Source organism: Rhodanobacter sp. FW021-MT20 (genome assembly GCF_041107475.1).
In the GTDB taxonomy this organism is placed as follows: domain Bacteria; phylum Pseudomonadota; class Gammaproteobacteria; order Xanthomonadales; family Rhodanobacteraceae; genus Rhodanobacter_A; species Rhodanobacter_A glycinis.
In genome coordinates this window covers 134,677-156,334 of sequence record NZ_JBGBPX010000010.1, presented here as the reverse complement: position 1 = coordinate 156,334, position 21,658 = coordinate 134,677, and the positions used below count along the sequence as shown (strand labels likewise).

Here is a 21,658-nt window from a genome sequence, read left to right as displayed (position 1 = left end):
GCGCATCGAGGGGAAGCCTTGCGATTGATCGAGCCTATGACAGTCGGCTCGGGCGAGAGTTTCTCAACAGCCTGCTAGCGGCATACCCCGACCTAGCGCCGATTTTCGATACGGCCTCGGTGCTTGGTACAGCCAACAATGACAGCCTGTTCGGTGGTGCCCAGGGTGAAATCATTGTTGGTGGCACCGGGGACGACGCGATCTTTGGCGGTGGTGGCGACGACAAATACTATTACAGCTTGGGCGATGGCAAGGATCGCGTGTACGACAGCAGTGGCGCGGATCAGCTTCTGCTGCTGGGCGGGATCACCACCGCGGATGTATCCGTAACCAGGGACCTCACTTCAATTTTTCTCCATGTTGGAACGGGGGAGGATGCTGGTGAAATCCGACTGGATAACGTGTTTGATGAGAACGGGCACCTGGCCGAGGGCGTCATCGAGTCCATAAAGTTCGAGGACGGCACCGAGTGGGGTCTGCCGGACATTCTGTCTCGTGTCTTGCTGCCGATCACCGAAGGCGCCGACGTGCTGTACGGGAGCATCCTCAACGACACGATCAACGCGTTGGGTGGTGATGACCGGGTGCTGGGTTTGGACGGCGATGATCAGCTGACTGGCGGAAGCGGCGCCGACTTGCTGTTCGGCGGGGATGGCAACGACAGTCTGACCGGGGGTGCCGGTGACGACACCTTGAATGGTGGCGCTGGTGATGACAGCTACTTCTTCGAGCCGGGCTTCGGCCACGACGTCATCGAGAACTACGATGATCAGGCCGGTCGTCTGGACAGGATCATTTTGGGCGGAAACATCGTTGCCTCCGACGTCACCGTGAAGCGCTCGGGGGATGACCTGCTGCTGTCTCTGGCTACTGGCGACAGCATCAGGGTTCGCTCGCATTTCGTCGGCGAGGGCAGCGGTGCATACAGCATCAATCAGATCCGGTTCTCGGATGGCCAGACATGGGGCATGCCCGACTTGAAGCTGCAGGCACTGGCAGGTACCTCAGTTGGCGACAATCTGGTCGGCTACGCGTCTGACGACACCATTAACGGCTTCGAAGGCGACGACATCATCCAGGGTGAGGGCGGTTCAGATCAGCTGTTCGGTGACAGTGGCAATGATCATCTGAGCGGCGGTAGCGGTAACGACGCGCTCTCCGGTGGTGCTGGCAACGACAGCCTTGCGGGTGATGATGGCGAAGATGTCATCAATGGCAGTTCAGGTAGTGACCATCTCAGCGGGGGATATGGTGCGGATCAACTGTTCGGTGGCGATGGTGACGACCAGTTGTTTGGTGATGCGGGCGACGACCGCCTCAGCGGAGGATTGGGCAACGACCGTCTGGAAGGTGGTTATGGCGATGACCAGTACTTCTTCGCCAAAGGCGATGGCAAGGACACCATTGATGATGTGGGGGGGCAGAACACCATTTATGTTTCGGATATCGCCCTGAGTACGGTGTATTTCCGTCGCGATGGGACCAGCCTGGTTGTTCGCTTTCTCGACAGCGTCGACGATGAGATCCGGCTGGAGCACATGTTCGACCCCACAAGCGGTGATGCGCTGTCCGGCTTGGCCATCGATGATGGTAGCGGCCAACGACGGGATCTGGATGCCGCGAGTCTGGATCTGGAGGTTTTGAAGGGCACTGCCCTGGACGACACCATTCTCGGCAACGTTCTGGCCAACGACATAGACGGCCTTGCGGGCGATGACATCATCCATGCAGCGGGTGGTGATGATCATGTCAGCGGGGGAGTGGGTGACGACCACCTGTACGGTGATGCCGGCAACGACATGTTACTTGGTGGCGCTGGCATCGACCTCCTCGATGGCGGTACGGGTGACGACCAGCTTGACAGCGGTGATGGCAATGACCACCTGCTGGGTGGTGAGGGCACAGACCAATTGCTGGGTGGTTCCGGCAATGATTTTCTTGATGGTGGCGCTGACGACGATCATATGGCTGGTGGATCGGGTGACGACATCTATGTCGTGGACTCGGCAGGCGACACGTTGCTGGAAGGCGCTGGCGAGGGCAACGACACCATCCGCAGCAGCGTGACCTACACATTGCTGGACAACGTGGAGCGGATGGAGCTCACCGGCAGCGACAGTATTGATGCCAAGGGCAACAGCCTGGACAACGAGCTGAACGGAAACGATGTGGCAAACCGCCTGGAGGGTTTGCAGGGCGATGACGTGCTGCGAGGCAATGCCGGCGACGACACGCTCATCGGCGGCACCGGCAACGACCTGCTGGACGGTGGCTATGGCGTCGACACCCTGACCGGCGGTGTCGGTGATGACACGTACGTGGTCGACACCGAAGGTGATGCCATCGTCGAACAGGCCGGCGAAGGCCTCGACGTGGTCAATGCCTACAGCAGCTACGCGCTTTCCGCGAACATCGAGAAGCTGGTGCTGGTGGAGGGTAGTGGCGCGTGGAGCGGCACCGGCAACAGCAGCGCGAATACCATTGTTGGCAATTCGTCGTCCAATCGACTGGACGGCGGCGCGGGCGCCGACACATTGACCGGTGGCCTGGGTGACGACACCTACGTCGTCGACGATGCGGGTGACCAGATTGTCGAGGCCGCGGGGGAGGACGCGGATACCGTCGAGTCGGGCATCGACTACGTGCTGGGCGCCACGCTGGAAAACCTCACCCTGCTGGGCAGCGCCAACCTCGACGGCACCGGCAACGATCAGGACAACGTGCTGATCGGCAATGCCGGCAACAACCGCCTGGAGGGCGGCCTGGGCGCCGACTCGCTCTACGGCGGGCTGGGCGACGACTACTTCATCGAGGAGTCGAGCGACGACTGGGTCTACGAGAACATCGGCGAGGGCCTGGATACGGTCGAGCGCCGCTACGAGACCAACCTCGTGCTCAAGGACAACGTCGAGAACCTGATCCTGGCTAACGGCGTCAAGACCGGCAACGGCAACGACCTGGGCAACCTGATCACCGGCAATGCCGGCGACAACACGCTCGGCGGCTGGGAAGGCGACGATACGCTGCACGGCCTGGACGGCAACGATGCGCTGTTCGGCGGCAACGGCAGCGACGCGCTGTTCGGCGGGTCCGGCGACGACTACCTCGACGGCGGCACCGGCGTGGACCATCTCGAAGGCGGCGCCGGCAGCGACAACTACATCGTCGACGACGGCAGCGACGTCGTGGTCGAGGCGGCGAACGCCGGCACCGACCAGGTGCAGGCATCCGCCTCGTACGTGCTGTCGGCCAACGTCGAGAACCTGTTCCTGACCGGGAGCGCGGACATCGACGGCACTGGCAACGGCCTGGACAACTACATCGCCGGCAACGGCGGCGCCAACCGGATCGACGGCGGCGGCGGCAACGACACCCTGGTGGCCGGCGGCGGCGACGATACCCTGGTCGGCGGCAGCGGCGACGACAAGTACGTCTTCGACGCCAGCTCTGGCAGCGACGTGATCGACAACGCCGACGGCGGCTTCGACGGCGTGTTCTTCACCGGCGGCATCACCCGCGAGCGGCTTTCGTTCGGCCGCGACGGCGACGACCTGCTGATCTTCGTGGACGCCGCGGCGACGCCGGCGGTACGCGTGAGCAACCATTTCCTCGGCGGCAATGCGGCCATCGACTACGTGCAGCCGGACGGCGGCAACTACCTCACCACGGCCCAGATCAACCAGATCGTGGCCGGCGGCAGCACCGGCGGGCAGTACGACCAGGTGATCGAGGGCACCGCGGCCGGCGAGCAACTGGTGGGCAGCGCCAGCAAGGACCTGGTCAAGGGCCTGGCCGGCGACGACCAGTTGTTCGGCCTGGGCGGGGACGACACGCTGCAGGGCGGCGACGGCGACGACTACCTGGCCGGCGGTGGCGGCAGCGGTACCGGCTCCGGCGCGGACCGCCTGGAAGGCGGCGCGGGCAACGACACGCTCAGCGGCGAGGATGGCAACGACGCCATGCTCGGCGGCACCGGCGACGACAGCTACGTCTACGGCGGCGGGCAGGACACGATCGACAATACCGGCGGCGGCTACGACGGCGTGTTCTTCAACGACGGCATCACCGCCTCGCGCCTGGCCTTCAGTCGCGACGGCGACGACCTGCTGATCACGGTCGACGGCGATGCCGGGAGCACGGTGCGCGTCGCCAAGCACTTCCTCGGCGGCGACTACGCCATCGACTACGTGCAGCCGGCCAGCGGCTCGATGCTCGACACGGCGGCGATCAACGCCCTGGCGGGCGGCAGCTCCGGCGGCGATCCCGATCCGGGCAACACCGGCAACGACGGCGACTACACGAACGTCGTGGACGGAACCGCTGCCGGCGAGCAATTGCTCGGCACCAATGGGCGCGACCTCATCCACGGGCTCGGCGGCAACGACACCATCTTCGGCTTCGGCGGCGACGACAAGTTCGAAGGCGGCGACGGCGACGATTACCTTTCCGGCGGCAACGGTTCCTTCAGCGGCTCGGGCAACGACATCCTGATCGGCGGCGCCGGCGTGGACACGCTGGTGGGCGAGGATGGCGAGGACCTGCTCATCGGCGGTACCGGCAACGACAAGTACGTGTGGCAGGCCGGTTCCGGCAGCGACGTGATCGACAACACCGGCGGCGGCACCGACTGGCTGTTCTTCAATGGCGTCGCCCGCACGCGGCTCAGCTTCCACCGCGACGGTGACGACCTGGTCATCCGGGTCGACGGCGACGCGGCGCAGCAGGTGCGCGTGCAGGATCACTTCAAGGGCGGCGACCTCGCCATCAGCTACGTCCAGCCGAGCGACGGCAATGCCATCCCGGCCTCGCAGTTCGGCAGCCTGCTGACGCTGATGCCGGCCGCAAGTGCCCGGCAGGCATCGGCATCGGGCGTGTCGAGTGCCATCGTCATGGATCAACCAAGGGAAAGCGGGCCGGTGTTCACGCAGCCTCCCGCGGAGCCGTGGCACGCCGACGCGGGCGGGCATGGCAATGGACTGGATGCATGGAATGACGGCACGCATCGCCGTCATCCCGACCTGCGCCGCTGGCACGACGCCTGGGGCGGCGGGGTGACGCATGGCGTCCAGGTGAATCATGAGGTCCAGCAGCTGATCCAGGCCATGGCCCGATTCGGTGCCGCTGCGGGCGGCGAAAGCTCGCTTCCAGACTACGCCGAGCAGCATCACGGTTTCGCGCTGGGCGCCCCCGGCCAGCTGCATGGTGCAACCATGCACCGCGAGATGTCTCACGCGTAGGCTGTGGCAGATCCCGCCGGGCGATCCTGCCAGGACGCCCGGCAGTGATGGTGATCACAGGGCTGAAGGAAAGGTGTCGGGTTTGCTGGACGACAGGGTTCAATTAACTCCATCCGAACAAGTCGTCCACTTCCCTTTGCTAAGTTCACTCCTTCATCACGGTCGTCGCACCATGCGGGCGATCGGAAGTCAGCGATTACACTGGGATTTCCCGAATGCTCTTCAAGCGATTGACCGCTTCTGCCGTGCTGGTGTCGGCCTTGCTCGCCAGCGGCACGCTGTTTGCTGCGGGTACGGTCGGGGCCACGGCCGACATGGCCGCTGCCCGGGCGTCCGCCCCGCTGATGGATGCCTTGCCGATCTTCAACCCGGCCACGAAGCTGGCGCAGTCGATGATCCCCAGTGGCCCGGTGGCCTTGCCGGCGTCCGCTGCGGATGACCAGGCACTGGATCTGCGCAAGACCCTGATCAGCCTGGCCATGAAGCTGCGCAACAGCCCGTACGTGCGCGGCGGCCATAGCCCGTCCACCGGGTTCGATTGCAGCGGTTTCGTGCGTTACGTGTTCGCCCATGCGCTGGGCCTGGAGCTGCCGACCAACTCCGCCTCGCAGTTCCACGTGGGGCACAAGGTGAAGCGCGACCAGATGAAGCCGGGCGACCTGGTGTTTTTCCGCACCGCCGGCCGTCACGGCCACGGCCGCGTCTCCCATGTGGGCATTTACCTCAGCGGTGGGCGCTTCATCCATTCGCCCCGCCACGGCGAAACCGTGCGCGTGGACAGCCTGCAGGAGGCCTACTGGGCCAAGCGTTTCGCCGGCGCCAAGCGTCCGGACGCGATGGCCGAGATCGACTCGATGGCCGCTCGCCAGGGCTGATTCGCCTGTCTCGCATCGCTGGACGAGGCCGCCATCTGGCGGCCTTGTCGTTTCCTTTTCCGGTTTTTGCGCCCCTTCGTGGCGTGGCGAATTGTCGCGGAGGGGTGCGTAGCCGTCCAGGCGACCGCATGACGCATGAGGGTACACCCGGCTACCCTTGCTCCATCGCTCCCGGAAACCTTGCATGCCCTTCAACCTGCCACCCGTTACCCGCAACCTGCTAATCGCCAATGTGCTGGTGTTCGTGCTGCAACTGTTGCTGCATGACCAGACCAGCCTGGCGCTGACCCAGCATTTCGCGTTGTGGCCGCTGGGGCCGGATGTCACCGGTGCCACGCCAGACGGGCATGTCATCACTGCCGGTTTCCGCATCTGGCAGGTGGTCACCTATGCCTTCATGCATGGCGGCTTCACCCACATCCTGTTCAACATGTTCGCGCTGTACATGTTTGGCGGGGCGATCGAACAGACCTTCGGCGCGCGTCACTTCGTCATCTACTACTTCGTCTGCGCGATCGTGGCGGCGCTGGCGCAACTGCTGGTGGTGAAATACTTCACCCACGGCTTCTATCCCACCATCGGCGCTTCCGGTGCGATCTTCGGCCTGCTGTTGGCGTTCGGCATGCTGTATCCGCAGGAGAAGGTGATGCTGCTGTTCCTGCCGGTGCCGATGCCGGCGTGGCTGTTCGTGATCGGCTACGCGGCAGTGGAGTTGTTCATGGGCGTCACCGGCACCGAGGCGGGCGTGGCGCATTTCGCGCACCTGGGCGGAATGGTCGGGGGCATCGTGCTGATCCAGTACTGGCGCGGCAAGTTTCCGATCAAGCCGAAACGGCGCCTGATGCGCTGACCGTGGCGGCTGCGGCGTGTCGCCGCGGGGCGGGCTGATCCATGTCATGGCGGGGCTGCGTGGCGGCGGCGCATGCTGCGCGGGTCATTCCCGCCACAGGTATCCATGCCCATGTACACGTCTGCCACGCTGAGCCAGAACTCCACGCACATCTTCGATGCACGCGGCATCGCACGGCGTTTCCGTCATTCGTCGATCTTCGCTGCATTGGGCGTGTTGCAGCCGGGCGAAGCCATGCGCTTCATCAACGACCACGATCCGTTGCCGCTGATCGCCCAGTTGAACGAGCGCTACGGCGACGTGTTGTCGGTGAACTATGTGCAGCGCGATGCCGAGCTGGTGGTCATCGATTTCGGCGTGACTGGCTGAGGCGCGATCATGTCCATGCCCGAGTTTTTCGACCAGGCGCCGGTGGTGTGCGTGCGTGACCGGTTGGCTGACCTGCTCGGCGCGGCGGGCGACGGTGTGATGGAATACCACTATGCCGACGCGGTGCGCCTGGCCGGGCATTCGTGCCCCACCGTGGCCGGTGCCTTTCTGCTGGGGCGTGCCGCGCTGATGACGCTCTATCCCGGCGAGATACCCGAGCGCGGCGGCGTGAGCGTACGCATGCCGGCACCCGTGGATGACGGCGTGACCGGCGTGACCGCACAGGTGCTCACACTGCTGACCGGTGCGGCCGCCGAAAACGGTTTCCATGGCCTCGGCGGCCAGCATGTGCGCAGCGGCCTGCTGGATTTTGCCGAGAGCGTCGAGGGTGGCCCCATCCTGTTCCGTCGCAACGATACCGGCGCCGCCGTGGCGTTGACCCTGGACCTGTCCAGCGTCCCGCCCGACCCTGCTCAGCGGGCCTTGCTGGGCCCGGTGCTGCAGGGCAATGCCGATGCAGCGCAGCGGCGCGCATTCGGTGCCGCGTGGCAGGGACGGGTGCGACGGCTGTTGCTGGAACACGCCGACGATCCGGCGGTGATACGGGTTGAGCGTCGGTGAGGGTACGACAAAGGCGGGCGCCGGTGACTCGTTGGCGCCTCGACTTCGTGTCGCCTCGACCTTCGTCACAGCCGCGAAAGCGGAAATGACGGTGAGGAGTGGGGTGCTGTGAAAAGCGGGGGCGAGGCGCGCTGGCGCACCGCCCGCTTGGGTCAACAGTGCTCAGCGAAGCGCCAGGAAGTCCGCGCTGACCACGAAGCGCACCGCGTCCAGGCGTAGCCGCGATTGCGGCAGAGCGTCCAGCAGGGCGGTGCGCTCGTCGGCGACGGCGGTGATTTCCGCCTCGCTGATCGACGGGTTGACTGCGTGCAGGGCACGCAGGCGTGACAGTTCCGCATCCAGCATCTCGGTGGCGAGCACGGTGGCCTCGTCGATGACTGATTGCGAGCGCAAGGTGGCAATGGCTTCGCTGCGTTCCAGCATCGGCGGTACCAGCTTGGTCAGGAATTTGCGGTAGCGCGCCACTTCGATGTTGCGGTCGGCGGCCTTGCGCAAAGCGATGTCACTGGGGCGGAAATCGGCGCGTTCGGCCAGTCGGGTGTCCACGGTGACCGTGATCGGCTGGGTCGGCAGGAAGCGTTCGGCATCGAGCTGGCGGTGGGCCACGCATTCAAGCAGGTACACCGCCTGCAGCAGTGCGGTGCGCGGCGGCAGCGCGTCGTCGACCATGAAGGCGGCGTTGCCCTGTTCACCGGACAGCGCCAGGTCCAGCGCGCCGGCCACCAGCGGGTGGTCGAGCCGCAGCAGTGGTAGTTCCTCGCGCGCCAGTGCCACGTCGCGCGCGAATGTCGCCGATTGCGGGCCTTCGGCGAAGCCGGGCAGGGCATCGGTGGACAGGTATTGCGGATCGAGCAGCAGTATCTGGCCGCCGAGTTCTTCGGCATGGATGCCGAAGGCTTCCAGCAGGCGTTGCACGAAGGCATCGCGGGCCGGATCGATGTCTTCGCGGCGGAATGCCTGGCCCAGTTCCTCGGCATGCAGGTCGCGGTTGGCTGCCAGTTCCAGCAGGTGGTCGCGGCCGGCGCGAATCAGTTCGGCCAATTGTTCGTGGGCGGCGCGGGTCTCGGCCAGCAGCGCTTCCAGTTCCTGGTCGCGGCTGCCGGGGCCGCGGGCGTGCTCCTCGGCCAGTTGCGTCAGCGTGCCGCCAAAACGGCGCAGCAGTTCGCGGCCATCGGCCGGGCTGGCGCGGAACGCGTCCACGCCTTCGTCGTACCAGCGGGCCAGCACGTGTTGTGCGCTGTCGGCCACGGCGAGAATGTGGATGGCGATGTCGTGGCTTTGGCCGATGCGGTCGAGTCGGCCGATGCGTTGTTCCAGCAGGTCGGGGTCGAGCGGCAAATCCCACAGCACCAGCCGGTGCGCGAACTGGAAGTTGCGGCCTTCCGAGCCGATCTCCGAGCACAGCAGCAGGCGCGCGCCATCGGGCTGGGCGAAGAACGCGGCGTTGCGATCGCGCTGCATGATGCCCAGGCCTTCATGGAAGCGCGCGATGCCGGCGCCGGTGCGCGTGCGCAGCGCTTCTTCCAGCGCCAGCACCTTGGCCTGGCTGCGGCAGATCAGCAGGAACTTGTCTTGCGGGTGTTCGTCGAGCAGGGCGACCAGGGTTTCGAGCCGCGGGTCATCCGCGTAGTCCAGTTCCAGCACGGGTGCCGGTTGCTGGATGTCGGCGTGGAACTCGGCGAGCAGGGACTGGCGGGCGTCGTCGCTGACCTCGTCAGGTTCAGTCACATGCCATGTCGGCTGGCGCTGCGGGAAGCCGCCGATACCGGCACGGCGGTTGCGGAACATGGCTCGGCCGGTGCCGTGGCGATCGATCAACGCATCAAGAATCGTGCGCGCGTGGGCGGCCTTGGTGGTGTCGGCCAGGCAGGCGAGCAAGGCATCGTCGCCGGCGAACAAGGCGTGCAGATGGGAGCGCTGCTCGGCGTCCAGGGCTTCGCCGTCGAGCAGCCGATCGGCGATGCGCGACAACGGCTGGAAGCGATCGGCTTCGGCCAGGTAGGTGTCCAGGTCGTGGTAGCGCTGCGGATCGAGCAGGCGCAGGCGGGCGAAATGGCCGCTGCGGCCGAGTTGCTCGGGAGTGGCGGTGAGCAGGATCACGCCGGGCGTCTTCGCGGCCAGCTGTTCCACCAGCGTGTAGCGCGGACTGGCGGCTTCGGGCGTCCACTCCAGATGATGGGCCTCATCCACCACCAGCAGGTCCCACGGTGCATCGAGCAGTTGCTGCGCGCGTTTCGCGCTGGCCTGCAGGAAGCCGAAGTCAGCGATCACCATCTGCTCGTCTTCAAACGGGTTGCTGTCGTCGCCGGATTGCTCCAGCGCCTCGCAGCGCTCTTCGTCGTAGATCGCGAAACTGAGGTTGAAGCGACGCAGCAATTCGACGAACCACTGGTACACCAGCGTGTCGGGCAGCAGCACCAGCACACGCGAGGCGCGGCCGGCGGCGAGCTGGCGGGCGATGATCATGCCCGCCTCGATGGTCTTGCCCAGGCCCACCTCGTCGGCCAGCAACACCCGCGGTGGCCGCCGAGCGGCGGCGGCGCCGGCCACGCGCAACTGGTGCGGCACCAGCCCGATGCGCGCGGCGCCGAGTCCCCAGGTGGGTGAGCGGCGGGCGTCGGCACGGCGTTGCAAGCCTTCCAGGCGCAGCTCGAAGTGGCTCACCGGATCCGTGCGGCCACCGGTCAGGCGCTCGTCGGCCTGGCTTACGCTTTGTTCGTCGTCGAGCTGGCCTTCGTGCAGTTCGCGACCTTCACCGCGATAGATCAGCAGGTCGTCCTTCACTTCCACCCGTTCGACCAGGAAGGCGACCCCCTTGCCGGCCACGCGTTGTCCCGCGCGGAATTCGGCCCGCACCAGCGGTGCCGAGTCGATCGCGTAGGGGCGCAGCACGCCAGCCTTGGCGAACAGCACCTGCACGCCGCGTCCTTCGACGCGCAGCACGGTACCGAGGCCGAGTTCCGGCTCGGCGGTGGAGATCCAGCGTTGACCAGGTACGAACATTGCACAGCCGTGGAGTTTCAGGGGTCGCCGATTATCCGCTCCCGGTCGCGTGGTGGGAACCGTTGCGTGTCGCCGGCCCTCTTCAGGCTTCGGCCCATTGCCGCAGCAGGTTGTGGTAGGTGCCGGTGAGTTGCAGCACGGCGTCGGCATCGGCGCCGGTGGCGGTGAGGCGCTGGATCGAGGTATCCAGTTCGAACAGCAGGCGGCGGCGACCGTCGTCGCGGATCAGGCTTTGCACCCAGAAGAACGAGGCCAGGCGCGCGCCGCGGGTGACCGGTTGCACGCGGTGCAGGCTGCTGGACGGATAGATGATGGCGTCGCCGGCGGGCAGCTTCACCTCGTGTTCGCCATAGGTATCGCTGACGATCAGCTCGCCGCCGTCGTAATCGTCCGGTTCGCTGAGGAACAGCGTGCAGGAGATGTCGCTGCGCAACTGCTCGCCGCCAGGCAGCGACATCACCGAACCGTCGACATGCATGCCGTATTGGCCACCGCCTTCGTAGCGGTTGAAGCGCGGCGGCAGCGTGCGCAGCGGCAAGGTGGCGGCATGGTAGAGCGGGTGGCGTGCGAGTGCGGCCAGCACGATGTGGCCCAGCTCGGCGCGCAGTGGCGAAGCATCGGGCAGCTGCCGGTTGCGTTTCACCAGTGCGCCCTGCACGCCGACGGTTTCGCGGCCATCGGTCCAGTCGGCGGCATCCAGCGCCTGGCGCAGCTGCACGATCTGGTCGTGATCGAGGATGGCAGGGATGTGCAACAGCATGGCGAGGGTCCTCAACGCGGCAAGCCCTCCCCGCAGGGGAAGGGCTTTCGAGTTTGCCTGAAACCGCAGGTGACAGCCTGACTCGGATCAGAAGCGGATGTTGGCGGTCAGCATGCCCGAGCGTGGCGTGGCCGGGGTGTAGCGGTAGCCGCTTTTGTTGATCGCCGCCACGTACTTCCTGTTGAACAGGTTGTACAGGTTCAACTGCAGGTCGATGTGCTTGTTGAGCGGATAGCTGGCCATCGCGTCGAACACCCAGTAGGCACGGGTGAAGGCCGGTGTGCCGATGGCGCCGTCGGTACCGCGCTTCATCTCGCCGGAGTAGCGCGCGCCGCCGCCGATGGTCAGGTTGAACGGCAGGTGGTAGGTGGTCCAGGCGGTGAAAGCGCTCTTCGGCGTGTAGGCCAGGTCGTCGGAGCCGTCTTCGGAGACGTTCGGGCCGGTGGTGACTTTGGCGTTCATGACGGTGTAGCCGGCACTGACCGCCCAGTTCCGGGTGATCTGGCCGACCGCGTTCAGCTCGATGCCTTGCACGCGCTTCTTGCCAACCTGGTAGTACAGCAGGTCAGTCGGATCCTGCACGACCTGGTTGGTGACCACGGTGCGGTACAGCGCACCGGTGAGCAGCAACTGGTCGTCGAGCAGGTTCCACTTGGTGCCGATTTCGGTGGTGCGGGCTTTTTCCGGATCGAAGATCGGGTTGTCCGCGCTGTTGGCCGAGGAACTGAGTGACAGGCCGTTGCCGCCCGGCGGCTCCTGCGATACGGCGAAATTGGCGTAGATGCTGCTGATCGCGCTGGGCTTGTACAGCACGCCGAGTTTGTAGCCGAGCAGGTTGCCGTTCTTGCTGGCGTCGACGCCAGGCGCGGGGCTGCCGGCCGGTAGGCCACCGCAATCGGGGCCGCGACGGCCACCACACGCCACGATGCTGTCGAAGCGGGTGGTGTAGTGGTCCAGTCGCGCACCGGCGTTCACCTGCCAGTGCTCGCCGAATTTCAGCGTGTCGAACAGGTAGGCGGCGTAGGTGTCGGTCTTGCCGCGGCTGGAGATGCCGGTGTCGCCGTAGACCAGACCGGTGGCATTCCAGCTGGGGTCGTACAGGTTGGCGGGTGACGCCGTGCTGCCGTCCAGCGTGCCGAGCCCACCGGTGTTGAGCTTCTCCTGGCTCAGCTCAATGCCGGTGCTGATGTCGTGGATGACGCTGCCGGTGGTGAAGCTGGCGGTGAGGTTGGTCTGGTTGGTGACGATGCGGTTGGTCTGGTCCTTGTAGTTCGGAATGCTGCGGACCAGCGACCAGCTGGACGGATCGGCCGGGTTCGGCGTGACCAGGTTGGCCGCGTTGCCCATGAACGAGGTCAGCAGGTAATCCTCATGCGTGCGGCCCCAGCGCAGCGTGTTGTGCAAGGCCATGTCCGGCGAGAAGTCGTGCTCGACGATCACGGTGAACATGTCCGCGGTGACGTGGTCGTGGTCGGCGTCGATGCCGTAAAAATTGTGCGGGTTGACCTGGGGGGCGTTGCTGATGAACGGGCGCGTCGGATCGGGGCTGGAATAGCCGGGCAGGCCGATGGCGGGGACGCCGCCGTCGGGCACGTTGGTCTGCTTCACATGCAGGTAGTCCAGGTACACGCGGGTGGGCGTGCCCAGGCCGAACGCCAGCGTGGGGGCGATGCCCCAGCGATCGTTCTTCACGTGGTCGCGGCCGGCCACACCGCTGTTCTGGCCCATCACGTTGAGGCGGAAGGCAGAGTGGTTGCCGGTGACCTGGTTCAAGTCGGCGGTCGCGCGCTTGTGGTTGCCGCTGCCGTAGGAGATCGAGGCGGAGACGGCGTTGCCCAGCATCGGCTGCTTGCTGACCATGTTGACCGCGCCGGTGGGCGCGGTGCGGCCGTATTCGGTGCCATCCGGGCCCTTGGTCACTTCCACCTGCTCGATGTTGAACACGTCGCGCGAAATCGAGCCGAGGTCGCGCACGCCATCCACGAAGATGCTGCCGGAGGTGTCGAAACCGCGCATGTAGATGGCGTCACCGGTGGAAGTGGTGCCGTTCTCGCCCACGTAGAAAGTGCCCACGCCGGGACTGTTGCGCAGCGCTTCGGTCAGCGTGGTGGCGCCTTGCTGCTGGATGATTTCCTTGCTGATGATGCTGATGGTCTGCGGCGTGTCGAGTAGCGGTTCGGTGAACTTGGACGAGGAGAGTTGATCGATCTTGTACGCCGCCGCGGTGCCTTCCACGTTGACGGCCGGCAGGCGCTTGGCCGAAGCAAGCTGTTCGGGCGTGGGGAAGGCGGTATCGGTGGACGTTGCAGCGACCGCGGGCAGCGCCAGCGCCAGGCCGGTCATCAGCGTGGCGGCGGTGAGTGTCGGTGCGCACGAACGGCGCGTGACGGGATGCTTGCGGCTCTTGATGAAGTCCATCGGTAAAAACTCCACGGCGTTTCTGGAAAGGGGAAAGCAGGGGGCGCGAGGTTGCGACTTGGCGGCCGGATGGCTGGCGTGTCCACGGATCCCGGCAGCGGGATCCGCGAGCGCGCTGCACTGTCGTCATGGCGCAGGCCGGGTCGGTTCCCCGAGACACGGACGGCGCGACCGTCGCAACGAATCATTCAGTCAATGTTATTTTTAATGAGAATGATTTGCAACATCTTTCGCGTCGTCAACCCGTAATGCCTGCTTCCCCACAATCGTGGCGCCCACGAAAAAGGCCCCGCACTCGCGTGCGGGGCCTTTGGTCTGGTCAAGCCGCGACTGGCGTGGCTTGGCCGAAGCGACTTACCAGATCTTCACCTGCTTGTCGCCAGAGCGGACCATCGGATCGGTGGTCTTGCACTGGAACGCCTTGGCGAATGCGCTCATGTCCGACGGAGCGGCAATGGCGCGGATCGATGCCGGCGAATGCGGGTCGACATTCAGGTACAGCTCGGCCTGCTTCTCGCGGATGTTGCCGCGCCACACGCGGGCCCAGCTGAGGAAGAAGCGCTGGTCCTCGGTATAGCCGTCGATCTTGGTGGCCGCTTCCTGCGGGTGATTCTTCAGCGCGGTCTGCAGGGCGTCGTAGGCGATGTTCAGGCCGCCCAGGTCGGCGATGTTCTCGCCCAGGGTCAGCTTGCCGTTGACGTGCAGGTCCGGCTTGCCCTTGATCGGCGTGTAGCCGTCGAACTGCTCGACCAGCAGCTTGGTGCGCGCATCGAACTGCTTCTTGTCCTGCGGCGTCCACCAGTCTTCGCGGTTGCCGTGGCCGTCGAACTGGCTGCCCTGGTCGTCGAAGCCGTGGCTGGACTCGTGGCCGATCACCGCACCGATGCCGCCGTAGTTGATCGCGTCGTCGCCGTGTGCATAGAAGAACGGCGCCTGCAGGATCGCGGCCGGGAAGTTGATGGTGTTGGTGCTCGGGTCGTAGTAGGCGTTGACCGTCTGCGGGGTCATGCCCCATTCCTTGCGGTCGGTGGCCTTGCCGATCTTGCTGATGTCGTAGTGGTAGTTGTACTTGCTGGCGGCTTCGAGGTTGGCGAACCAGTTGCCCTGCTCGATCTTCAGGCCGCTCCAGTCACGCCATTCGCCCTTGTCGGGGTAGCCGATCTTGGGCAGGAATTCGGCCCACTTGTCCAGCGCCTTCTTCTTGGTCGCTTCGCTCATCCAGTCCAGGTGCTCGATGCGATCCTTCAACGCGTTGCGCACGTTGGTCACCAGCTCTTCGGCGCGCTGCTTGGATTCCGGCGGGAAGTACTTGGCCACGTACAGCTGGCCCAGGCCCATGCCCATGGCGCCATTCACCGAGCGCAGCACGCGCTTCCAGCGCGGCTTCTGTTCCGGCTGGCCGGACAGGGTCTTGCCGTAGAAGTCGAAGCGGTTGTCCTCGAACGGCTTGCTCAGCGCGGACGAGGCGCTGCTGATCAGGTGGAAGCGCAGGTAGGCCTGCCACTGTGACACCGGCGCGTGGGCCAGCAGCTTGTCGAACTCGGCGATGAATTTCGGCTGCGACAGCGAGAAGCCCTTGTCGATGGTCACGCCCTGGGCGGCGAAGAACTTCTGCCAGTTGAAGTGCGGGCTGATCTTGTCCGCTTCCTTCAGGCTGACGAAGTGGTACTGGTTGTCGAGATTGCGCATCTCGGTAGGAGCGAGCGAGGCCTTGGCCAGCTCGGTTTCGAACTTCATCACTTCGCCGGCCTGCTTCTTGGCATCGGCGGCGGACACGCCGACCAGCTCCAGCGACTTGGCGATGTAGGCCTCGTACGCGGTGCGGATGTCCTTGTACTGTGGCTTGAAGTAGTAATCCTTGGTCGGCAGGCCCAGGCCATCCTGGTACACGTAGCCGATCTGCTTGGTCGCATCCTTGAAGTCGGCGCCGGAGCCGAAGCTGAAGATGTAGCTGTCACCGTTGTTGAAGCTGGTGTCGATGAAATTGGCGATGTCGGCGCTGTTCTTCAGGCCGTCGATCTGCGCCAGCTGCGGCTTGATCGGGTCGAAACCGGCCTTGTCGATGGCCGCTTCATCCATGCCGGCGGAGTACAGCCAGCCCAGTTTCTGTTCGGTCGAACCGTCCTTGGCGCTGGCAACGTTCTTTGCGGCGTTCTCGAGAATCTGGTGCTGCTCGTCCATGCTCTTGTCGGCCAACTGGTCGAACGCGCCCCAGCGGGTGCGGTCGGAGGGAATCGGGTTGGCCGCAACCCACTTCGCGTTGACGAAGGTATTGAAGTCCTGGCAGGCCTCGGTGGGCGCGCCCAGCTCGCTGACGTCGAACACGCTCTTGGGCGCGGCTGCGGCAGCAGTGCTGGCTGCGGCAGCCGGCGCGGCGACGGTCTTGGCCGGAGCCGGGGCGGGCGCGGCGGCCTGCTCGCTCTTGCCGCACGCGGCAAGCGCCAGGCTCAGGCTGGCGGCCAGCGCCAGCGGCTTCAGATACTGCTTGGTCATGGGTATCCCTCTGATAAATAGCAATGTGATTTGCCCGTAGGCTTCCTGGTTCGCGCGGACCGTGCCGGTGGGCCTCCCCGCCCGCGACCATGACCGCTCACGCTAGGTCAAAGGTCATGGGGGGCCCAGTGTCAAAGGTCAGGGGTGGTGTCGGCAACCAGTGCCAGCCAGGCGCGGGCGGCCGGCGAAAGCTCGGCGCCGCGGCGCCAGGCCAGCACCATCTGCCAGCGCAGGTCGCGGCCGGACAGCGGCACGGCGACCACGCCGCTGAGCGAACGCTCCTCCACGGTCAGCCGCGGCAGCAGGGCGATGCCGCCACCGGCGGCGACCAGCGCCAGGATGAAGTCCACTTGCGCGCTGTGCACGGTCTCGCGCGGCGCCACGCCGTGGCCGGCACAGGCGTCGCGGATCAGCCGGTTCAGCGCGAAGCCTTCCTCGAACAGGATCAACGGCGACTCGCCCAGCCACTCCATGCGGAAGCGGCGCGCCCGTGCGCGAGGATGCGATTGCGGCAGCAGGGCCAGCATGGGTTCGTCGCAGACTGGCTGGCAGTCCAGCCCTTCGCCGACCGGACGCAGCGTGGCGGCGATTTCCAGCTCCCCGGCCAGCACGGATTGCTCCAGGCGCCGACTGCCGTGTTCCAGCAGGTGGATGTCGATTTGCGGATGCTGTTCGCGGAAGCGTGCCAGCAGGGGCGCGAACAGCACGCTGCTGCCCAGCGGCGGCAGGCCCAGTCGCAGTTCACCGCGATGCAGGTTTTGCAATGCGTCCAGCTCGGCGCGCAGATGCTCGGTTCGCGCCAGCATGGCCAGCGCGTGGCGATGCACGATCTCGCCGGCCTGGGTCAGGCGCACGCCGCGACGGTCACGGTCGAGCAGCCGTGTGCCCAGTTCGTCTTCCAGTTGGGCGATGGCCTTGCTCAGCGTGGGCTGGCTGGCGTGGGCCGAGCCGGTCGCGCGGGCGAAGCCACCGCGACTGGCCACCTCGGTGAAATAACGCAGGCTGCGCAGGTCCATAATGTATTCCAAAAACGAATTGAAATGACGGAAACAATTCATTTCCATCATATACGGGATGGCCATAGGCTGGCGCCATGAAAACGCTCCATGCCCGCATGCGCCTGCTTGATCGTCGCCATCCCCGGCTTGCCCTGCTTGTGCAGGTGTTGCTGCTGGTGGTGCTGTGCGCCGTTTGCGAATACGTGGTGCGTGCGTGGCGCCTGCCGGTGCCGGGCAGTGTGCTGGCGCTGGGCGTATTGCTGCTGATGCTGGCGTGCGGCGTGGTGCCGATGTCGAGCCTGCGCCGCGGTGCCGACTGGCTGCTGGCCGAGATGCTGCTGTTTTTCATTCCCGCCGTGATGGCGGTGTCGCAGCATGCGGCGCTGCTGCGTGCGGAGGGCGTGCGCATCGTGGCGGTGATCCTGATCGGCACCGTGCTGGTGATGACGGCCACGGCCTTCCTGGTCGATCTGGTCTGGCGCTGGAGGCAAAAACACCATGCGCAGTGAACTCGCCTCGCTGGCGTGGCTGGCGGTCACGCTGGGCGGTTACTACCTGCTCAAGCCACTGTACCGGCGGCTGCCGCGCTGGTGGACCTCGCCGCTGTTCACCGTCCCCGTGCTGCTGATCGCGCTGGGCCTGCTGTTCGGTATGGACTACCCGGTGTACAGCCGCGACACGCACTGGCTGGTGCTGATGCTGGGTCCGGCGACAGTGGCGTTCGCGCTGCCAATCTGGCGTTATCGACGGTTGATCCGCCAGCACTGGGCTGCGTTGCTGGCCGGTGTGCTGGGTGGCAGCACGGTGGCGATGAGCAGCGCGTGGGGGCTGGCCACATTGTTTGGTTTGAGTGGAAGCCTGCGCCTGAGCCTGGTGCCGCGTTCGATCACCACGCCGCTGGCGATGCTGGTGTCGGCCGATATCGGCGGCGTGCCGGATCTGACCGCGCTGTTTGTGGTGATCACCGGCGTGGCCGGCATCGCGTTGGGTGAGTTGTTGCTGAAATACCTTCCGCTGCGTTCGGCGCTGGCACGCGGCGCGTTGTTCGGTGTCGGCGCACATGGCGCCGGTACCGCCAAGGCCTGGGACGTGGGAGCCGAGGAGGGCACCATCGCCAGCCTCGCGATGGTGCTGGCCGGCCTGCTCAATGTGCTGGCTGCCCCCGGGGTCGCCTGGCTGCTGCGGTGATTCGGCGTTTTCCTTCTCCCCGTCGGGGAGAAGGTGGCCCGAAGGGTCGGATGAGGGGCGGGTGCTCGCGGAAACACTTCACAAGCGAGGTTTTCGCAAGAGCGGCCCCTCACCCCGCCCCTCTCCCCGACGGGGAGAGGGAGACAGACAGTTGGCGCAGCTCTGCCGCGTTGAGTCGCAACACCGGGTACGCGCCAACACGCTGCACCGTGTACCACGGCGAGCGCTTGTAGAAGAATTCCAGGCGCGCGTGGCTGCTGGCGGCGAAGGCCGGATCGTCGTGCAATTTCTTTTCGAATTCGGCTTTGAGCGCCGGGTTCTTCGCGATCATCTCGCGCGCCAGCTTCTCCAGCACGCGCGGTTCGCCGTATTCCTTCGCCTCGAAGATCGCATTCAGATAGCCCCAGTGCAGCAACGAGTCGGGTGCCTGCGGTTCGAGCAATTCGATCGCCACGTTGGCCGCGCGCTGATCCATCGGCACGATCACCGAGCCGGGCGCCAGGGTGACGGTGCGTGGTGCCGTCGCCAGCGTGAAATCGCGCAGCATCAGGTGGCCTTCGAATGACCGGGTCGCCCAGCGCGGATCGTCGAGCTGGTAGCCCTGCGCGGTCATCGTCAGCGGGTGGTCGATGCGCCGGTAGGCAATGCCGTGTGCTTTCAGCCGGTCGATGATGACCGTCCACTGTGCCGGCACGACATAGGCCGCCGGCGGGGTGATCGAGAGATCCGGCAACAGACGGTTCCAGTTCTGGATGGTGTAGTTGCGCGGCGTGTGCGGGTCGTACCGGATCCAAATGTCGTTGGAGATGTCGCTGTGGGTCTGGCTGAAGGCGTAGCCCTTCAGCGTGTACGACGTGGGCACGGGATCGAGCTTGAAGGTGAGCGGTACGCGTGCCGCAGGATTGTCGGCGCGGGCGATCACGTCGGCATCGGCCTTGTGCGTGGCGGCGAGCAGGGCGGCCGGGTCCCGGTTGATGTCGGCCAGCATCAATTCGACCAGATCGTAGACGGCCTTCACGCGCACGCCGTAGGGCTTGAGCATGTGCGTTTCGATCAGCAGCGCGGGCCGGTTCTGAAGCGCCGCGTAGCCGGTGGAGAAGCGTGGGCCGGAGCCGAAATTCGCGATGCCCTTGCGCGGGTCGCGACCATCCTTGAACTCCAGATAGATCGAAGCGAGATGGCCGCGCTTGTCGTAGGCCGGCATCACCGTGTCGGTGAGCTGCTGCTGCCAGGACGCCACGGCGGGATCGAGCTTGTGCGGGTCTTCGGTGTACCAGGTCAGGTCGTACTGGTAGTCGGCGCCGTCGGTGGCATGCACGTCGACCAGGAAATTCGGTAGCCACGTCTGCCACAACTTCAGCCACGCGCGCATTTCCGGCGCGTCGGCCTTGATGTAGTCGCGGTTGAGGTTGAGGTACTGCGACTGCCCGCGGAAGCCCATGCTGGCTGGGCCGTTCTGATTGATGCGGTTGTAGGGCGAGGAATTCGCGTGACCATCCACGCTGAACACCGGGATGTAGACCAGCACCACATGATCAAGCAGGTGCGGATACTTGCCGGTGATGGCGAAATCGCGTAACAGCATCAGGCCGGCATCCTTGCCCGCGATCTCGCCCGGATGGATGCCGGCCTGCACCAGCACGACAGCCTTGTGCGCGGCGCGGGCCGCTTGCGGAGTGAACGTGCCATCGCCGCTGGCGATCACCACCGTCATCGGCCGGCCTTCCGGCGTGGTGCCGAAGGTTTCCAGATGGATCTTGCCGGGCGCGGCCTTTTGCAATCGTTGCAGGTAGGTCAGCGTATCGGCATAACTCGGCGTGGTACGGAAGTGTGCCGCCTCGGCCGGGGTGATCCAGTTCGTGGACGCGAACGTGGTGGCAGGCACGCATGCCGTGGCAAGCATGAGCAATGCGGTAAGCGGCCATTTCGGCATGAGGTTCCCCGGCACTGGCGTGAAAGACGCAGGCATTGTGGTGGGAGCGCTCCCTGTGCGCGCATGCCTTTCGTCGTGGTGGCGCGCGCGCGCAGCGCGCCGGCTACAGCGGGTGATCGGGATGGCGGGCAGGCGCAGGCAGAGTGTCCGGCGCCACGGCACCACCGGAAATGATGAAGGCCATCGCCTGGTCCATCGTCCAGTCGGTCGGCGTCAGCTCGTCCACCGGCACCAGTTCGAGATAGCCGCCGGTTGGGTTGGGCGTGGTGGGGATGTATACCGCCGCCATCTCGCGGCCGGTGCCTTCCTCGACCATGGTGCGGGTAACGAAACCGACCACCTTCATGCCGCGCCGGGGGAAATCGATCAGCACCACGCGCTGCATGCCGCCGGGCTTGTTCTGCAGCACCGTCATCAGCTTCTTGGTGCCGCCGTAAATCGTCTGCACCAGCGGGATGCGGTGCAACAGTCCGTCGAAAGCATCGAGCACGCGCCGACCGATCACCCGGTGCGCCAGCCAGCCGAGCGTATACAGCGCGGCCAGCGTCAGCAGCAGGGCGAGGATGAAGATCAGCCAGTCCTGGTTCAGCGCATCGGCTGCGCGCGGCGCCACCAGCGCCAACGCCTTGACGAAGCCCGCCACCACCGGCGCGCCGATCCCGGCCAGCAGACCCAGCACGAACTTGAACACCAGCCAGGTCACCCACAACGGGATGAAGGTGAGCAGTCCGGTCAGCAGATAGCGTTTGAGGCGCAGCGGTTGCATGGGGTGGGCACGTCAGGGGGATGGTTCGGCCATTGTAGGCGACGACTGTGGTGCCCTGGGAAAGCCGTTTGGCGGGTGTTTTTGCAAGGAGAGGCTTCAGTCGTGATGTTCTTGCTTGTTCCTGACCCACCGTCGTGTGGATCTTTG

Annotated in this window: 14 protein-coding genes; 7 read left to right on the top strand and 7 right to left on the bottom strand. The window is 65.5% G+C overall.

What is annotated here, in order from left to right; genetic code table 11:
- Positions 1-119: 119 nt before the first annotated feature.
- The 5 genes from AB7849_RS12305 (at position 120) to AB7849_RS12285 (ending at position 7,952) form a co-directional block, all read left to right on the top strand.
- The gene (locus AB7849_RS12305) at positions 120-5,237 is read left to right on the top strand and encodes a calcium-binding protein (RefSeq protein ID WP_369501113.1); all 5,118 of its coding nucleotides are present in this window, start codon (positions 120-122) and stop codon (positions 5,235-5,237) included.
- Positions 5,238-5,452: 215 nt separating this feature from the next.
- Entirely contained in the window at positions 5,453-6,112 is a 660-nt protein-coding gene (locus AB7849_RS12300) for a C40 family peptidase (RefSeq protein ID WP_008216148.1), read from the top strand.
- 184 nt (positions 6,113-6,296) lie between these two features.
- Complete coding sequence (locus tag AB7849_RS12295; RefSeq protein ID WP_008216147.1) at positions 6,297-6,962, top strand: rhomboid family intramembrane serine protease; 666 nt, start codon at positions 6,297-6,299, stop codon at positions 6,960-6,962.
- 111 nt (positions 6,963-7,073) lie between these two features.
- Positions 7,074-7,331 carry a DUF2249 domain-containing protein gene (locus AB7849_RS12290; protein ID WP_037102234.1) on the top strand — a complete coding sequence of 86 codons (258 nt, stop codon included), beginning with the start codon at positions 7,074-7,076 and terminating at the stop codon, positions 7,329-7,331.
- A 9-nt stretch (positions 7,332-7,340) separates the two neighbouring features.
- Positions 7,341-7,952, top strand: coding sequence for a hypothetical protein (locus tag AB7849_RS12285; protein ID WP_037102232.1), 612 nt, complete (start codon positions 7,341-7,343; stop codon positions 7,950-7,952).
- A 162-nt stretch (positions 7,953-8,114) separates the two neighbouring features.
- On the opposite strand, the gene rapA is transcribed toward AB7849_RS12285, so the two are convergent.
- The 5 genes from rapA to AB7849_RS12260 form a co-directional block, all read right to left on the bottom strand.
- The gene (gene rapA, locus AB7849_RS12280) at positions 8,115-10,955 is read right to left on the bottom strand and encodes an RNA polymerase-associated protein RapA (RefSeq protein WP_369501112.1); all 2,841 of its coding nucleotides are present in this window, start codon (positions 10,953-10,955) and stop codon (positions 8,115-8,117) included.
- 82 nt (positions 10,956-11,037) lie between these two features.
- Positions 11,038-11,715 (bottom strand): Fe2+-dependent dioxygenase, encoded by a 678-nt coding sequence (locus AB7849_RS12275; RefSeq protein WP_008215459.1) that lies wholly within the window; start codon positions 11,713-11,715, stop codon positions 11,038-11,040.
- Between the two features lie 87 nt (positions 11,716-11,802).
- Positions 11,803-14,133 carry a catecholate siderophore receptor Fiu gene (locus AB7849_RS12270; RefSeq protein ID WP_008215456.1) on the bottom strand — a complete coding sequence of 777 codons (2,331 nt, stop codon included), beginning with the start codon at positions 14,131-14,133 and terminating at the stop codon, positions 11,803-11,805.
- A gap of 354 nt (positions 14,134-14,487) precedes the next feature.
- The gene (locus AB7849_RS12265) at positions 14,488-16,626 is read right to left on the bottom strand and encodes a M13 family metallopeptidase (protein WP_369501111.1); all 2,139 of its coding nucleotides are present in this window, start codon (positions 16,624-16,626) and stop codon (positions 14,488-14,490) included.
- Positions 16,627-16,757: 131 nt separating this feature from the next.
- Complete coding sequence (locus AB7849_RS12260) at positions 16,758-17,642, bottom strand: LysR family transcriptional regulator (RefSeq protein ID WP_037099642.1); 885 nt, start codon at positions 17,640-17,642, stop codon at positions 16,758-16,760.
- Positions 17,643-17,719: 77 nt separating this feature from the next.
- Between AB7849_RS12260 and AB7849_RS12255 the strand changes: the two genes are divergently transcribed.
- Positions 17,720-18,133, top strand: a complete 414-nt coding sequence (locus tag AB7849_RS12255) for a CidA/LrgA family protein (protein WP_008211088.1) — start codon at positions 17,720-17,722, stop codon at positions 18,131-18,133.
- Positions 18,123-18,812, top strand: a complete 690-nt coding sequence (locus tag AB7849_RS12250) for an LrgB family protein (RefSeq protein ID WP_369501110.1) — start codon at positions 18,123-18,125, stop codon at positions 18,810-18,812. Before AB7849_RS12255 ends, AB7849_RS12250 begins: the two co-directional genes overlap by 11 nt.
- 109 nt (positions 18,813-18,921) lie before the next feature.
- On the opposite strand, the gene AB7849_RS12245 is transcribed toward AB7849_RS12250, so the two are convergent.
- Positions 18,922-20,745 carry a M14 family metallopeptidase gene (locus AB7849_RS12245; RefSeq protein WP_008211083.1) on the bottom strand — a complete coding sequence of 608 codons (1,824 nt, stop codon included), beginning with the start codon at positions 20,743-20,745 and terminating at the stop codon, positions 18,922-18,924.
- A 103-nt stretch (positions 20,746-20,848) separates the two neighbouring features.
- Complete coding sequence (locus AB7849_RS12240) at positions 20,849-21,511, bottom strand: DUF502 domain-containing protein (protein WP_008211082.1); 663 nt, start codon at positions 21,509-21,511, stop codon at positions 20,849-20,851.
- Positions 21,512-21,658: the final 147 nt, after the last annotated feature.

Coding starts and splice junctions, on each gene's coding strand:
- AB7849_RS12265 (WP_369501111.1), bottom strand. CDS start 16,626: ATGACCAAGCAGTATCTGAAGCCGCTGGCGCTGGCCGCCAGCCTGAGC.
- AB7849_RS12240 (WP_008211082.1), bottom strand. CDS start 21,511: ATGCAACCGCTGCGCCTCAAACGCTATCTGCTGACCGGACTGCTCACC.
- AB7849_RS12270 (WP_008215456.1), bottom strand. CDS start 14,133: ATGGACTTCATCAAGAGCCGCAAGCATCCCGTCACGCGCCGTTCGTGC.
- AB7849_RS12260 (WP_037099642.1), bottom strand. CDS start 17,642: ATGGACCTGCGCAGCCTGCGTTATTTCACCGAGGTGGCCAGTCGCGGT.
- AB7849_RS12250 (WP_369501110.1), top strand. CDS start 18,123: ATGCGCAGTGAACTCGCCTCGCTGGCGTGGCTGGCGGTCACGCTGGGC.
- rapA (WP_369501112.1), bottom strand. CDS start 10,955: ATGTTCGTACCTGGTCAACGCTGGATCTCCACCGCCGAGCCGGAACTC.
- AB7849_RS12255 (WP_008211088.1), top strand. CDS start 17,720: ATGAAAACGCTCCATGCCCGCATGCGCCTGCTTGATCGTCGCCATCCC.
- AB7849_RS12285 (WP_037102232.1), top strand. CDS start 7,341: ATGTCCATGCCCGAGTTTTTCGACCAGGCGCCGGTGGTGTGCGTGCGT.
- AB7849_RS12300 (WP_008216148.1), top strand. CDS start 5,453: ATGCTCTTCAAGCGATTGACCGCTTCTGCCGTGCTGGTGTCGGCCTTG.
- AB7849_RS12295 (WP_008216147.1), top strand. CDS start 6,297: ATGCCCTTCAACCTGCCACCCGTTACCCGCAACCTGCTAATCGCCAAT.
- AB7849_RS12245 (WP_008211083.1), bottom strand. CDS start 20,745: ATGCCGAAATGGCCGCTTACCGCATTGCTCATGCTTGCCACGGCATGC.
- AB7849_RS12275 (WP_008215459.1), bottom strand. CDS start 11,715: ATGCTGTTGCACATCCCTGCCATCCTCGATCACGACCAGATCGTGCAG.
- AB7849_RS12290 (WP_037102234.1), top strand. CDS start 7,074: ATGTACACGTCTGCCACGCTGAGCCAGAACTCCACGCACATCTTCGAT.